The sequence below is a fragment of the Sphingopyxis sp. 10G20-10 genome (genome assembly GCF_057365075.1).
In genome coordinates, this window is sequence record NZ_CP195117.1 from 660,564 (window position 1) to 673,197 (window position 12,634).

General features: G+C 62.2%; 16 protein-coding genes. 3 read left to right on the plus strand and 13 right to left on the minus strand.

The window, feature by feature from the left end:
- Window positions 1-3: 3 nt before the first annotated feature.
- The 9 genes from ACR3XE_RS03215 to ACR3XE_RS03255 form a co-directional block, all read right to left on the minus strand.
- Window positions 4-450 carry an META domain-containing protein gene (locus tag ACR3XE_RS03215; protein ID WP_473699032.1) on the minus strand — a complete coding sequence of 149 codons (447 nt, stop codon included), beginning with the start codon at window positions 448-450 and terminating at the stop codon, window positions 4-6.
- Between the two features lie 35 nt (window positions 451-485).
- On the minus strand, window positions 486-761 hold the full coding sequence (locus ACR3XE_RS03220) for a hypothetical protein (RefSeq protein WP_473699031.1): 276 nt from the start codon (window positions 759-761) through the stop codon (window positions 486-488).
- 114 nt (window positions 762-875) lie between these two features.
- Window positions 876-1,634, minus strand: a complete 759-nt coding sequence (locus ACR3XE_RS03225; protein WP_473699030.1) for a TrmH family RNA methyltransferase — start codon at window positions 1,632-1,634, stop codon at window positions 876-878.
- Between the two features lie 79 nt (window positions 1,635-1,713).
- Window positions 1,714-1,992 carry an HPr family phosphocarrier protein gene (locus ACR3XE_RS03230; RefSeq protein ID WP_473699029.1) on the minus strand — a complete coding sequence of 93 codons (279 nt, stop codon included), beginning with the start codon at window positions 1,990-1,992 and terminating at the stop codon, window positions 1,714-1,716.
- Window positions 1,985-2,392, minus strand: coding sequence for a PTS sugar transporter subunit IIA (locus tag ACR3XE_RS03235; protein WP_473700379.1), 408 nt, complete (start codon window positions 2,390-2,392; stop codon window positions 1,985-1,987). The genes ACR3XE_RS03230 and ACR3XE_RS03235 overlap by 8 nt, the downstream gene beginning before the upstream one ends.
- Window positions 2,393-2,433: 41 nt before the next feature.
- The gene (rapZ, locus tag ACR3XE_RS03240; RefSeq protein ID WP_473699028.1) at window positions 2,434-3,372 is read right to left on the minus strand and encodes an RNase adapter RapZ; all 939 of its coding nucleotides are present in this window, start codon (window positions 3,370-3,372) and stop codon (window positions 2,434-2,436) included.
- Window positions 3,372-3,803, minus strand: a complete 432-nt coding sequence (locus tag ACR3XE_RS03245) for an HPr kinase/phosphorylase (protein WP_473699027.1) — start codon at window positions 3,801-3,803, stop codon at window positions 3,372-3,374. The genes rapZ and ACR3XE_RS03245 overlap by 1 nt, the downstream gene beginning before the upstream one ends.
- 75 nt (window positions 3,804-3,878) lie before the next feature.
- Window positions 3,879-5,459 (minus strand): sensor histidine kinase, encoded by a 1,581-nt coding sequence (locus ACR3XE_RS03250; RefSeq protein ID WP_486185904.1) that lies wholly within the window; start codon window positions 5,457-5,459, stop codon window positions 3,879-3,881.
- On the minus strand, window positions 5,449-6,159 hold the full coding sequence (locus ACR3XE_RS03255; protein ID WP_473699026.1) for a response regulator: 711 nt from the start codon (window positions 6,157-6,159) through the stop codon (window positions 5,449-5,451). The genes ACR3XE_RS03250 and ACR3XE_RS03255 overlap by 11 nt, the downstream gene beginning before the upstream one ends.
- A 260-nt stretch (window positions 6,160-6,419) precedes the next feature.
- On the opposite strand from ACR3XE_RS03255, the gene ACR3XE_RS03260 reads away from it, so the two are divergent.
- The 3 genes from ACR3XE_RS03260 (at window position 6,420) to ACR3XE_RS03270 (ending at window position 8,792) form a co-directional block, all read left to right on the plus strand.
- Window positions 6,420-8,021 (plus strand): phosphoenolpyruvate carboxykinase, encoded by a 1,602-nt coding sequence (locus tag ACR3XE_RS03260; RefSeq protein WP_473699025.1) that lies wholly within the window; start codon window positions 6,420-6,422, stop codon window positions 8,019-8,021.
- A gap of 46 nt (window positions 8,022-8,067) precedes the next feature.
- Window positions 8,068-8,190 carry a hypothetical protein gene (locus ACR3XE_RS03265; protein ID WP_473699024.1) on the plus strand — a complete coding sequence of 41 codons (123 nt, stop codon included), beginning with the start codon at window positions 8,068-8,070 and terminating at the stop codon, window positions 8,188-8,190.
- A 281-nt stretch (window positions 8,191-8,471) separates the two neighbouring features.
- Window positions 8,472-8,792 (plus strand): hypothetical protein, encoded by a 321-nt coding sequence (locus ACR3XE_RS03270; protein ID WP_473699023.1) that lies wholly within the window; start codon window positions 8,472-8,474, stop codon window positions 8,790-8,792.
- A 59-nt stretch (window positions 8,793-8,851) separates the two neighbouring features.
- On the opposite strand, the gene ACR3XE_RS03275 is transcribed toward ACR3XE_RS03270, so the two are convergent.
- From ACR3XE_RS03275 to rplU, 4 genes are all read right to left on the minus strand, one after another.
- A complete protein-coding gene (locus ACR3XE_RS03275; protein ID WP_486185905.1) occupies window positions 8,852-10,714 on the minus strand; it encodes a DUF885 domain-containing protein in 1,863 nt (620 codons plus the stop codon).
- A gap of 78 nt (window positions 10,715-10,792) precedes the next feature.
- Window positions 10,793-11,389, minus strand: coding sequence for a GNAT family N-acetyltransferase (locus ACR3XE_RS03280; protein WP_473700378.1), 597 nt, complete (start codon window positions 11,387-11,389; stop codon window positions 10,793-10,795).
- Between the two features lie 242 nt (window positions 11,390-11,631).
- Window positions 11,632-11,901 carry a 50S ribosomal protein L27 gene (gene rpmA, locus ACR3XE_RS03285; protein WP_473699022.1) on the minus strand — a complete coding sequence of 90 codons (270 nt, stop codon included), beginning with the start codon at window positions 11,899-11,901 and terminating at the stop codon, window positions 11,632-11,634.
- Window positions 11,902-11,945: 44 nt separating this feature from the next.
- Entirely contained in the window at window positions 11,946-12,479 is a 534-nt protein-coding gene (gene rplU / locus ACR3XE_RS03290; protein ID WP_473699021.1) for a 50S ribosomal protein L21, read from the minus strand.
- Window positions 12,480-12,634: the final 155 nt, after the last annotated feature.

Below are 12,634 nucleotides of genomic sequence, written 5' to 3' on the forward strand. Positions count from 1 at the left end.
TCGCTATTCCACCGGGGCCAGCACCGCCGATTTGCCGCCGACACCCACCAGATCCAGTTTGCCTTCGGGGGTGAAGCGAAGGCTGATCGGTTCAGCCAGAAGGGCGAAAAAGGCTTGCTCCTGCTCCATGGCGGACGAACCGGCATTGGGGGCATCGCGCGGGTCCGCGCACGCCATGCGCGTTGTCATCATCGTTGCGATGCTCAGTCGTTTGCCGTCGCTGCTATACGGACCCGAAAAGCGGTTGCAGCCCGCTCTGCCGCTGATCCGGCCATCTTCAAAGCGTAGCTCTGTGGGGCGACTGGGCAGGACATCCTTGCCGTTGATCGACAGGATCGTCCAGTGCGTGCCAGCCAGGTTGGCGGGCGGCAGAATCGCGCCGCCGCATCCCCTTAATTCTTTGCCATCCGCTTTGACCATCACCGTGTCGGCATAGCGCCGGTCGCTCATCCCGTCATTGCATATCACATGGGTCACATCGACGCTTAGCCGTTCGGTGACAAAGCGTTCGCCGTTAAAGGACGGCTTTGCGCCGGGGTTGGGGACGATGATCTGGGTTTCCCCATAATATCGCCATTATAGTTGAGGGTGTCGGGCGTGATCTCGACCGTCCAGCCCGGTTCGGTACCCATTGCCATATAGGCGGGTGCGGGAGTGGCGGCGGGCGCCGTGTCGCTGCTCGCCGTGACGGGGGCCTCTGCGACGGGCGCGCAGGCGCCCAGCGTCAGGGCAAGCGAAAGAGTGGCAAGCGGCTTGATCATGAAAATTCCCCTGAACTTTAGGGGCGGCCCATGCCCCCCAATGTCGAACGATCGCTCTTGAACTATGGTTCCGCCCGCCTGTCGCAAGCCTGAACCTGTGCGCATGTTCGGACCCTATCGCTGCCGCCGCTGGTTGACCACCTCATAGGCCATGACGGCGGCGGCGACGGCGGCGTTCAGGCTGTCGGCCTTGCCCAGCATCGGCATTTTGACGCGCACATCGGCGGCGGCGGCATAGGTGGCGGGCAGCCCCTGTGATTCATTGCCGATCAGGATGAAGGTCGGGGCGGTATAGGCGACCGCCTGATAATCTTGCGCCGCTTCCAGATGCGTGGCGACCAACTGGCCGAGACCGTTCCGCAGCCAAGGCAAGAAATCATCCCAGCGCGCCTGCACCAGTTTTTGCGTGAAGATCGCTCCCATGCTCGCGCGCACGGCTTCGACCGCATAGGGGTCGGTGCACTCGTCGATCAGGATCAACCCGCCCGCACCAACCGCATCGCCGGTGCGTAACATGGTGCCTAGGTTGCCGGGGTCGCGCAGCCGTTCGGCGACCAGCCATAACGGTGCGCTGCTACGGTCGATCTCGGCCAGCGCGGTGGCGGGCTCGGCATAGATGCCGACGATGGTTTGCGGATTATCTTTGCCCGATAATTTGGACAGGATCGCGGGCGTTGTCTCGACGACTTCGCCGCCATTGTTCAGCGTTTCGGTGGCCAGCGCATTGGCCAGCGGATGCGTCTCGCCCTCTGGCCCCAGAAACAGCCATTGCGGCAATATTCCGGCCTCGCGCGCTTCTGTGGCGATGCGCAAACCTTCGGCGAGGAACAGCCCTTCGGCCTTGCGATGGCGTTTTTCGCGCAACAGCCGCATCCGCTTGACCAGCGGGTTCGACAGGCTTTCGATCCTGGTACGGCGGCCGGAATGGGGGGGAGTGCTCAAAGCGGCGCCCTCAATCTTCGCCGAAGCTGTCCTTGACCAGCCCGACGAGTTTCAACAGGGCCGCCTCGGCGCCCGCGCCGCTGGTGTGGATGGTGATGCTGTCGCCTTTGGCGGCGCCCAGCATCATCAGACCCATGATAGAGGTGCCGTTGACGCGCGATCCGTTTTTTTCGACCTCGACCCCCACGCCGTCGGGCAGGCGGCTGACAAAGGTAACGAACTTGGCGCTGGCGCGCGCGTGGAGGCCGCGCTGGTTGGTAATCTCGACCGTTTCCGAAACGTCAGTCATGGGCGATGCCCAGCATTTCAGAGGCGACCGAGATATATTTTTGCCCTGCTTCTCGTGCGGCCGCAACGGCGGCGCGAATATCCATGGTCTTGCGCGCGCTTTCGAGCCGGATCAACATCGGCAAATTGACGCCGGCGATCACTTCGCTCTTGCCCGGTTCCATCAGGCTGATCGCGAGGTTGGATGGGGTTCCACCGAACAAATCAGTCAGCATGATGACCCCGCGTCCTTCGTCGACCTCTGACACGGCAGCGGCAATTTCCTGTCGCCGCATTTCCATATTGTCATTGGCCCCGATGCAGACCGACGCGATGGCGCGCTGCGGACCGACGACATGTTCCATCGCGGTCACCATTTCGACGGCGAGTCGACCGTGGGTGACAAGGACCAAACCCAGCAAGGCGGGTGCTTTATCGGCGGGCATTTATGTACGGACCCTCATCAAAATCCATCGCCGGGCGCAGGCGCCTTGGGCGGGGGCTTGCCCTCAAGCCCATCTTGCGGGGCGGAGTCAAGGTTGCGATGCATTACCGTCGGCTGAAACCCCGCCGCGCGCAGCGTCGCGGCGACCCGTTCGGCGACATGGACAGAGCGATGCCGCCCGCCCGTACAGCCAAAGGCAATGGTGACATAGCTTTTCCCCTCGGCGCGATAGCGGGGCAGTACGGTCAGCAACAGTTTCTCGATCTGTTCGACAGTGCTGGCATAGAAGGGGTCGGCTGCAACATGGGCCGCGACGCCCGCATCGAGTCCGGTCAGCGGACGCAATTGCGGGTCCCAATGCGGATTTTGCAGGAACCGCATGTCAAACACCAGATCGGCATTACGCGGCAGGCCGCGGGCAAAACCAAAGCTGAGAACGCTGAGCACGGGTTCATCGTCGCCGGTTTCGGCAAAGCCGGTGCGGATTTCCTGTTGCAGGTCATTGGCACTGTAATTGGTGGTGTCGATGACCTGTTCGGCCCAGCGGCGCAAACCGTCCATCATCTCCCGCTCGCGCGCGATGCCATCGGCGGCGGGGCGGTCTTCGGCAAGCGGGTGGCGACGACGCGTTTCGGAAAAACGCCGTTCCAGCTCGGCCCCCGCGCAATCGAGGAATAGGGTGCTGATGTCGCGCCCACCCGCGTCGCGGAGTTCTTTCATCCGGCGTACCAGCAGGGCGGGCCTAAATCCCCGGCTTCGGCTGTCGATGCCGACGGCCAGCGGTCGATTGGCCTCGCGCCGTTTCACCGGCGCGTCGAGCAACGCATCGAGCAGTGCCAGCGGCAGATTGTCGACAACCTCCCAACCCAAATCTTCCAGCACGTTCAGCACGGTCGATTTGCCAGCACCCGACAATCCGGTGACCAGCAGCAAACGGGGCTCGGCGCGCGTGGCCATCAGAGCACGGCCTGCGCATCGAGCGCGCGCAGAATCTTAATCGGCGTCGAGGCCTCAAATCCCGATGCTGTGACCAGCGGCAGGTTGTGGCCTGCAATATGTTCGACCTGTCCCTCGGGTGGCATACGGTCATATTGTTCGCAGAGCCGGACGGCGAGGGCGAGTTGCACCGGGGCGATCCAGGGTTCGTCGAGGATGCCAAGACCGCGCACTTCGAGCTTTCCCGCGAGGACGGCAGGCGGACGACACCAAAGCTGGCCCTGTTCAGACCAAATGTCGCAGCGATCGTCGGCAACCAGTCGCGCGCCGCGGTCAATCAACCTCAGCGCGACGTCCGATTTGCCCTGTCCCGATTGGCCAAGCAACAGGACACCATATGTCCCGACGGCGACGCAGCTGGCGTGGATATTGAGTGGGTCGGGGGCGGTCAACGCGGACTCCATTGCGCAAGACTTACCGGTCGCCGTGATACACCGCAAGCCGGTGTTGTGGCGCAGTGCAAAGGGTCAGTCACTGTCGGTCGCAGGGAGCGTGATGACAAAGCAGGCACCGCGTTCGCCATCTTCGCGGGCACCCACCACAATCGACCCGCGATGCCCCTCGATGATCGTGCGCGCGATGGCAAGGCCAAGCCCGCTGTGGCGGCCAAAGGCTTCACCCGACGGCCGATCGCTGTGGAAGCGCCGAAATATAGCCTCGCGCTGCGCTGGATCGATGCCCGGGCCATCATCTTCGACCTGGATATGCACATCATTCCCCAGCCGGGTAGCGCGGATGCAGACCAAGCCATCAGGGGGAGAGAAGCTAAGGGCATTGTCGATGACATTGTCGATGGCGCGCTCGAGTCGGTGGCCGTCACCCATCACTATGGCGGCGCCTTTGCGCGGGCGGGCGAAGGCGATGCGTGGCTGCGGCCCATCGCGATCCTGGCGGGCGGCCCGCGAGGCGAGCATCGCGCCGACCATCGACCCCATATCGATCGGTTCAAAATGGGTGCGCGACAATTGCGCATCGACGCGGCTTGCCTCGCTGATGTCGCTGACCAGCCGGTCGAGCCGCCGGACATCCTCTTCGGCGATGGTCAGTAACTGGCGACGTTGATCGTCTTTGCTGACGCTGCCGAGGCTTTCGATAGCGGAACGCAGCGAGGCGAGCGGGTTTTTGAGTTCATGCGTCACATCTGCGGCGAAATGTTCGCCGGCGTCGATTCGCTCGCGCAGCGCCTGCGTCATATCGCTGAGCGCGCGGGCGAGCGTCCCGATTTCGTCGCGGCGACTTGGCAGGCGGGGGACGATGACTTCGCGCGCGCGACCGAGCCGGACCCGCACCGCCGCGCGAGCCAGCCGACGCAAGGGGCCGACAATGGTGCGGGCCAGAAAGAGCGACAGCAGGATCGACGCCATCAGCACCATCGAGATGACCACCGCGAGGCGAAAACGCTCGGCGCGCACGGTGCGCGTGATGTCGCGTGCGTTGACGGTCATCAGCATCGTCTGCGCGCCGCCAAGATCGACAGGTCGCGCGGTGCTGAGCAACGGTGTTCGTTCGGGCACATAGCGAAAGCGATGGACCGTTTTTCCCGTTTTCTGTGCCTGGATGACTTCGGGCCAAGCGGCGGCCCGGTCGTGGGTCGGCTCTTTGAAATTTTCCGGGATCGGGGCGCTGACGATCCAGTCGATCCCGCGGTCCATTGCGCGCGCGACATCGCGCTGCCACTGCTGTTTTTCGGGGTCGCGAAGGACATAGGTGGGCGGTGCGGTGGTGAAGCTGTCGGACAGTCGGTGGCCGTCGGGCGCATATATGCGAAGCCGCGAACTGGTCGAGCGCGTGAAACTGGTAATCAGCATCTGGCGCTTGCCGGGCTCGGCCGCTTCGAGCGCGAGCGCGAGCATCGCCATTTGTTCGTCCATCGCCACGATCCGCGTATCGACTAGTCGGGTGCGGTAGGTATCGAGATAGAAAAAGCCGCCCGCGAGGAGAGCAATCGCCAGAATATTGACCGCCAATATGCGCGTCGTCAGCGACCAGCGCGCCGACCAGAACAGCCGCAGATCGTCCCCGTCCTGCTTGCGGTGATTAGACTTCATCAGCAAACCGATAGCCCGCCCCATAGAGGGTGGCGATGGCGTCAAATTCGGGGTCGACCTCGCGGAACTTGCGGCGCAGGCGTTTGATATGGCTGTCGATGGTGCGGTCGTCGATATAGACATCGTCCTGATAGGCGGCGTCCATCAACTGGTTGCGACTGCGCACGATGCCGGGACGTGCGGCCAGCGTTTCGAGAATCAAAAACTCTGTTACGGTCAGCGTCACATCCTTGTCGTCCCAGGCAACCTTGTGCCGCGCCGGGTCCATCGTCAGCCGACCGCGCTGGATCGGATCGGCGACAGGCTCGTCATCTGGTGACGGCAATTTCTGGTTCAGTTCGACGCGCCGCAGGATCGCCCGGACGCGCGCTATCACTAGCCGTTGGGAAAAGGGTTTGGCGATATAATCATCGGCCCCCATTGCGAGTCCCAACGCTTCGTCGATCTCGTCATCCTTGGATGTCAGGAAAATGACCGGCAGCTGACTTTTTTCGCGCAAGCGGCGCAGCAGTTCCAGACCGTCCATTCGCGGCATTTTGATATCGAAAATGGCAAGATCGGGTGGATTATCGATCAGCGGTTTCAACGCGGCCTCGCCATCGCTGTACACGCGCGTCACAAAGCCTTCGGCTTGCAGCGCGATCGACAGCGATTGCAGGATGTTGCGGTCATCGTCGACCAGCGCAATGGTTGCGGTCATAATCTTCCTGTACGGGCGCCTGTTGCAGCAAAGGCCAAGGGCCGGAATAGCCCATCGTCGGGGTGCCGACAACAGCGTCGCATCGGGACGAAGCTGCGCCATATAATCTTTTGACCTCCCGCCCCATCCTCGCTAACGCGGCAGCGATTTACGGAATCGACGTCCTGTCGGCACCCATGTTCATGCGGGCCTTCCCTTGTGCTTGGCCTGCGTTGCATAGCTATGCAATGGGCCGACTCGGCAATGGGAAAGGCAAGACAATGACACAGGTCCAGATCGGCAAAATTGCGGTCAAAACAAAGGCGGACATCGCCGAAAACTGGGGCGCATCGGCGCTGGTCGAGGCTGCGATCCGCCATGACGAAGGCCTGCTCGCCAAGGACGGCCCGCTGGTCGTTTCCACCGGAAAGCACACTGGCCGCTCCGCCAAGGACAAATTCATCGTCAAGGATGATAGCACTGCCGATACCGTCTGGTGGGGGACCACCAATGTTGCGATGACCCCCGATCATTTTGCCGCGCTCAAGGCCGATTTCTTCGCCGCGCTGGCCGAACGCCCGCGCCTTTATCGTCAGCAATTGTTCGGCGGGTCGCAGCCCGAACATCGCGTCGGCGTTCAGGTGCTGACCGAATTGGCCTGGCACAGCCAGTTCATCCGCACCCTGCTGGTGCGCCCGACGCCCGCCGAGCTGGCCGCTTTCGATGCCGAATATACGATCATCGACCTGCCGAGTTTCCGTGCCGACCCCGCCAAGCACGGGACGCGCAGCGAAACCGTGGTTGCGGTGAATTTTGCCGAAAAGCTCGTCCTGATCGGCGGCACCGCCTATGCGGGCGAAATGAAGAAGTCTGTGTTCGGCATCCTCAACTATCTGCTCCCCGTTGATGGCGTGATGCCGATGCATTGTTCGGCCAATATCGGACCCGATGGTGACACGGCCGTATTTTTTGGCCTGTCAGGCACCGGCAAGACGACGCTGTCCGCCGACGCCAGCCGCACGCTGATCGGCGACGACGAACATGGTTGGTCGGACACGGCGGTCTTTAACTTTGAAGGCGGCTGCTATGCCAAGATGATCCGCCTGTCGGAAGAAGCCGAACCCGAAATTTACGCGACCAGCAAGCGGTTTGGTACGGTGCTGGAAAATGTCGTGATCGACCCCGAAACGCGCGAGCTCGACTTTGACGACAACAGTCTCGCCGAAAATACGCGCGGCGCCTACCCGATTGATTTCATTCCGAACACGTCGGAAAAGAATATGGGTCCGGTGCCCAAAACGGTGATCTTCCTGACCGCCGATGCCTTTGGCGTACTGCCTCCGATCGCGCGGCTGACCCCCGATCAGGCGATGTATCATTTCCTCTCGGGCTATACCGCGAAAGTCGCGGGGACCGAAATCGGCGTGACCGAGCCAGAGGCGACCTTCTCGACCTGTTTTGGTGCGCCGTTTATGCCGCGTCATCCGTCGGTCTATGGCAATCTGCTGAAAGAGCGGATTGCAAAGGGCGGCGTGCAATGCTGGCTTGTCAATACCGGCTGGACCGGCGGCATGGCGACGATGGACGGGATCAGCCGTATGCCGATCAAGGCCACGCGCGCGTTGTTGAACGCAGCGCTCGACGGCAGCCTCAACAACAGCGAGTTTCGCAAAGACCCGAATTTCGGGTTCGAATTTCCGGTGACGGTGTCCGGCGTTGACAGCGCCATTCTCGATCCGCGCGAAGCCTGGTCCGACAAGGGCGAATATGATGCGACGGCGCAAAAGCTGGTCACGCTGTTCGTTAATAATTTCGGCCAATTTGCCGACCATGTTGACGAAGGCGTTCGCCAAGCGGCCCCGCGCCAAACGGCCACTGCCTGAATTTGTCCGATCCCGTCCGGGCGCGATGCTCGGAAAGGACCGGACTATGACTGACCCTTATAAACCCCGACTCTTTGCCGATGATGTCGCTGTTCGCGCGCTCGGCATCGGGCTGCTCGCCTGCAATCTGCCCCGCGAAGCATACACGCATGCGGCGCATCTGGCTTAGCGTGCGGTCGACGAGCCACTGGTCGCAAGCGCTAATGCGCTGATTAACGGCCCACGCGGCAATCGCGAATGGCCGCTTTGTCATTGTTCGCGCGACCGGCTCTTTTCCGTCGAGGCACGGCGCGGATTTGTCGTGCCCGACCTGATGCCGTTGCCGTGAAGGCCACAATGACATGGCGCCGCCCGACGTATCGGGCGTGACGCCCAGTATTTGCTTGGGAATTTTCAGTCGCCGACTTAGGCTGCATAGGTACGCGACTCACGATTTTAAGGAGAATAAGGATGGGAATGTTCGACGGTTTGATGGAACAATTGGGCGGTAGCGATCAGTTGGCGGGCCTTGCGGCCAAGGTCGGGCTGAACGAAGAGCAAGTGGCGGCCGCTATGGCGGCGCTGGGTAAAGCCCACCCCGAACCCGGCGACACGGTTGCGGGCGCGGCGGCCTCCACCGGCCTGTCGACCGACACGCTGACAAATTTGGTCAGCCAGATGGGCGGCGAAAATGCCCTCGGCAAGATTTCGGCGATGATCGATCGCGACGGCGACGGCAATCCGCTCAACGACCTCAGCAGTCTTGCCGGATCGCTGTTCGGGAAGAAATAGCAGACGCCACTGTCGCTATGCGAAAAAGGGCAGATCCCGGGTCAAGCCCGGGGTCTGCCTTATCCCTTGCCGGTCGCGATATATTCCTCGACATTTTTTGCCAGCACGTCGAGCGGCACGTTGCCGCCCTTGACCACGGTGTCGTCAAAATCGCGCAGGTCATACGCCGCGCCTAGCGCCGTTTTGGCGCGGTCGCGCTGGTGGTTGATTTCGCTGTGACCGACTTTGTAGCCGCAAGCCTGACCCGGCCAGCTGCAGTAACGTTCGACTTCGCTCTCGACTTCCAGCGGGTTTGACCCGTTGCGCTCGACGAAAAAGCGGATGCCCTGTTCGCGCGTCCAGCGTTTGGCGTGGAGGCCCGAATCGACAACGAGGCGGCAGGCGCGAAAAGCGATGGATTGCAGATAGCCCAGCCGTCCGACCGCAAAATCATCATAAAGGCCAAGCTCATCAGCGAGCTGTTCGGCATAGAGCGCCCAACCTTCCGAATAGGCGTTGAACGCCAGCATTGAACGGATGAGGGGCATCTGGTTGGCATATTCGCCCTGCCAGACATGCCCCGGAATCGCTTCGTGCATCGCAAGGTCGGGGAGGGAATATTTGCTGTGCAGGTCTGTCGTGCGCAAATTGATCCAGAATTTCCCCGGGATAGTGCCGTCGATGGACCCCGCGCCGCCATAGGCGGCGGGCGCGCCGGGTTCTTCGGCAAGAGGCAAGCGTTTCACTTCGACATTGCCCTTGACCAACGTGCGAAAGGCGCGGGGCAGCTCGTGCCGGATTTTGCCCAGCCAAGTTTGGATATAGGCCATGATTTCGGCGCGGCCGGGGTCGCCGGCTGGGAATTGAAAGCGCGGGTCCTTGGCCAGTCCGTGCATCCGTTCGCCGATTGTCCCCTTGGTATAGCCCAGACTTTTGAGGATCGGGTCCATCCGTCCGTGCAGTTCGGCAAGCTGTTCGATGCCCATCTGATGTACCTCGTCGGGCGTCATGCGCGTCGTCGTGCTGGCGCGCAGCGCCCAAGCGTAAAATTCGTCGCCGCCGGGGCGTGCCCACAAACCGGCATCGCGCGTTGCTGTGCTGCGCTGGCGGGTGAGTTCGGCGATCTGGCGCTCGAGCGCCGGAGCGACCGCATCGCGGACGATGGCTTCGGCGCGCGGTCCCCAGTTGCCCGCTATGTTCGCGGCGCGGGTGCGGCGGACGAGGCTTTCGACCAGTCCGCCGCCTTGTTTTGCATCGGCCAGCGATTGGCCCATCTGCTTCAATGCCTTGTCGATCAGAAAGGATGGCGCGACGACGCCTTGTGCGCCGGTTGCCTTCAGCCGCTCATTCTCTCCGTCCAGTGCCGCTGGATAGGCGGAAAGACGTGACAGATAGGCCTCTGCATCGGCGGATGTCTTGACCGGATGGTCGCTGTCCAGAAAGCGCGGCACGTCAAGATAGGCACCGACATTCTGGATCACGACATAGGGCGTGTTTCGCCAGCCGCCGACCGCGACATCGCCATAGGGCAGGGCAAAGCCCGCCAGCGCGACGTCATAGGCGCTTTCGACCACCGCGAGGCTGGTCCGCGTGGCGTGGCTGAGCGCTGACATGTCGGCGGCGCGGACGCGGGCCAGGTCGGCGCGTAGCGTCTCGGCGACAGCGGCTTGTCCTTCGGCGGACCGATCAGAAAGCTGCCCGCGCAGGGCCGCGCGAGCGCTGGTGTCGATGCCCAGCGAGGTCGCCTGTTCGGGGGCGAGCGCGAGCAGGCGCTCGGCAATGCTGTCGAGCAGCGCCTGCGCGCGTGTGTCGTCGAGCGGGGCTGAGGCGTTGGCGAGGCTAGCGGCTGCGGCGGGGCCGGTCAGCGCAATCGTTGCCGCACCGGCGCCCAGGCCGGCGAGCGTCTGGCGGCGGCTGAACGAAGAATTGGGGAAGAAAGACAAAGGATAAGCTCCTGCAACTAAAGGATCAGGGGCCTATCTGAACAAAAGATCGGGCCGGTGCAACCGCGTTGCCCGGTTTCAGGCCGCAATCAGACGCAGGGTTTCGCGATAATCTTCGTCGGGCGAGACGCGGCTTCGCATCGGGGTGACGGTGCCATCGCTGACACCGTCCCCTTCTTCGAACAAGGCGCACGGTGCTTCGCCGCCGCGCGCGGCGCTGTAGCGCGGAGCAATCTGTCCGGTGGGACGAAAGCCCAGCTTGCGGAGTACGGCGCCCGATGCCGGATTGTCGACGAAATGACCGGCGGTGAGGCGCGGCAGGTGCATGGTGCGCGCGATATGGAGCAACTGGCGCCCCGCCTCTGTGGCAAAGCCCAGTCCCCAAAAGGGGCGCGCAATCCAATATCCGATTGCCAACCCGTCTTCGGCGCTTTCAGAAATGCCGCAGCCGCCGACGAGGCGTGGTGCGCCGCCGGTGCGGCTGAAAATCAGAAAGCGCGGCAGTCCCTGCTCGCTGAACCCGCCTAGAAACTGGCGTGCCGCATTCTCGCTATATGGCCAAGGTGCACGCGACAGGTTGCGCACAACCGCTTCCTCACTCAACGCCTGGGTCAACGCCACGACATCTTCGGCCCAGCCGGGCCGCAGCAACAGTCTTTCGGTACGCGCAAACATCATTTTACTCCCGATATATCCTGTCGCCTGAACGTAGATGGTGACGCTTTGACGACAGTCGATGATCGAGGGAGATGGATAGCCCCATTTTTGCGCTTGCCCGCGTGGATGCGGAAATCAGGCAATAAAAAAGGGAGGCCGGGGGGTGACCCGTCTCCCTCTTTCGAACTTTGTTTCCGTTTGTGGCGGAAAGGACCGTTCCGGGTCACCCTTGGTAAGGACGACCCGTTAGCGATCGTCGTTTATTCGGCGGCTTCTGCCATGGCATCGACCGACACATATTTGCGGCCAAGTTTGCCATCATGGAAACGGACATGACCCTCGACGGTGGCAAACAGCGTGTGGTCCTTGCCCATCCCGACATTGACGCCCGGATAGACTTTGGTGCCGCGCTGACGCACGATAATATTGCCGCCGATCACTTCCTGACCGCCGAACTTTTTCACGCCAAGGCGGCGGCCAGCTGAGTCGCGACCGTTGCGCGATGAACCGCCTGCTTTTTTATGTGCCATGACCGATACTCCTTAGTGTCTAAAACCGAGCTGCGTTGCCGCGCTCAAGCGTCTTTCTTGGGGGCTGCCTTTTTGGCGGCGGGTTTCTTTGCAGCGGGCTTTTTGGCCGGAGCCGCGTCCTTGGCAGCAGCGGCTTTCGGGGCAGCAGCCTTTTTCGGCGCGGCTGCTTTCTTAGCGGCTGGTGCTGCCTTGGCTGCCGGTGCGGCCTTGGTTTCGGTCGCCTGAGCAGCCTCTGCCTTCTTTGGCGCGGCTTCAGCCTTTTTCGGGGCCGCCTTTTTGGCTTCGCCGACGGCAGTGATGCGCAGCAGCGTCAGCGACTGGCGATGGCCATTGCGGCGGCGGTAATTGTGCCGGCGACGCTTTTTGAACACGATGACCTTTTCGCCGCGCGTCTGCGCGATGATCTCGGCCGACACGGTCAGTCCGTCGGTGCTCTTTACTTCGCCGCCGTCACCGGCCAGCAAAATGTCACCGAGCGACACAGTGTCACCCGCTTCACCGTCGAGTTTCTCAACAGCGATCTTGTCTCCAGCGGCGACGCGATATTGCTTGCCGCCCGTGCGCACGATTGCGAACATGGTCTTCCATCCATCATCAAAAATAAAGCACCCGCGCACCAGACACCTGCCGAGGCAGGCGATTTTTCCAGCATGCGGGAAAGTCAGGCCCACTAACGAGCCATGGCCGTGCTGTCAACCGCCAAACTCCGCGCTTTTCGCCTTTTCGCGGCTGC

Bases quoted from the DNA above. Each gene is read 5' to 3' on its own strand.
- ACR3XE_RS03250 (WP_486185904.1), bottom strand. From the start codon at position 5,459: ATGAAGTCTAATCACCGCAAGCAGGACGGGGACGATCTGCGGCTGTTC.
- ACR3XE_RS03220 (WP_473699031.1), bottom strand. From the start codon at position 761: ATGATCAAGCCGCTTGCCACTCTTTCGCTTGCCCTGACGCTGGGCGCC.
- ACR3XE_RS03280 (WP_473700378.1), bottom strand. From the start codon at position 11,389: ATGTTTGCGCGTACCGAAAGACTGTTGCTGCGGCCCGGCTGGGCCGAA.
- ACR3XE_RS03260 (WP_473699025.1), top strand. From the start codon at position 6,420: ATGACACAGGTCCAGATCGGCAAAATTGCGGTCAAAACAAAGGCGGAC.
- ACR3XE_RS03215 (WP_473699032.1), bottom strand. From the start codon at position 450: ATGAGCGACCGGCGCTATGCCGACACGGTGATGGTCAAAGCGGATGGC.
- rapZ (WP_473699028.1), bottom strand. From the start codon at position 3,372: ATGGCCACGCGCGCCGAGCCCCGTTTGCTGCTGGTCACCGGATTGTCG.
- rplU (WP_473699021.1), bottom strand. From the start codon at position 12,479: ATGTTCGCAATCGTGCGCACGGGCGGCAAGCAATATCGCGTCGCCGCT.
- ACR3XE_RS03225 (WP_473699030.1), bottom strand. From the start codon at position 1,634: ATGCGGCTGTTGCGCGAAAAACGCCATCGCAAGGCCGAAGGGCTGTTC.
- ACR3XE_RS03255 (WP_473699026.1), bottom strand. From the start codon at position 6,159: ATGACCGCAACCATTGCGCTGGTCGACGATGACCGCAACATCCTGCAA.
- ACR3XE_RS03230 (WP_473699029.1), bottom strand. From the start codon at position 1,992: ATGACTGACGTTTCGGAAACGGTCGAGATTACCAACCAGCGCGGCCTC.
- ACR3XE_RS03265 (WP_473699024.1), top strand. From the start codon at position 8,068: ATGACTGACCCTTATAAACCCCGACTCTTTGCCGATGATGTCGCTGTT.
- rpmA (WP_473699022.1), bottom strand. From the start codon at position 11,901: ATGGCACATAAAAAAGCAGGCGGTTCATCGCGCAACGGTCGCGACTCA.
- ACR3XE_RS03270 (WP_473699023.1), top strand. From the start codon at position 8,472: ATGGGAATGTTCGACGGTTTGATGGAACAATTGGGCGGTAGCGATCAG.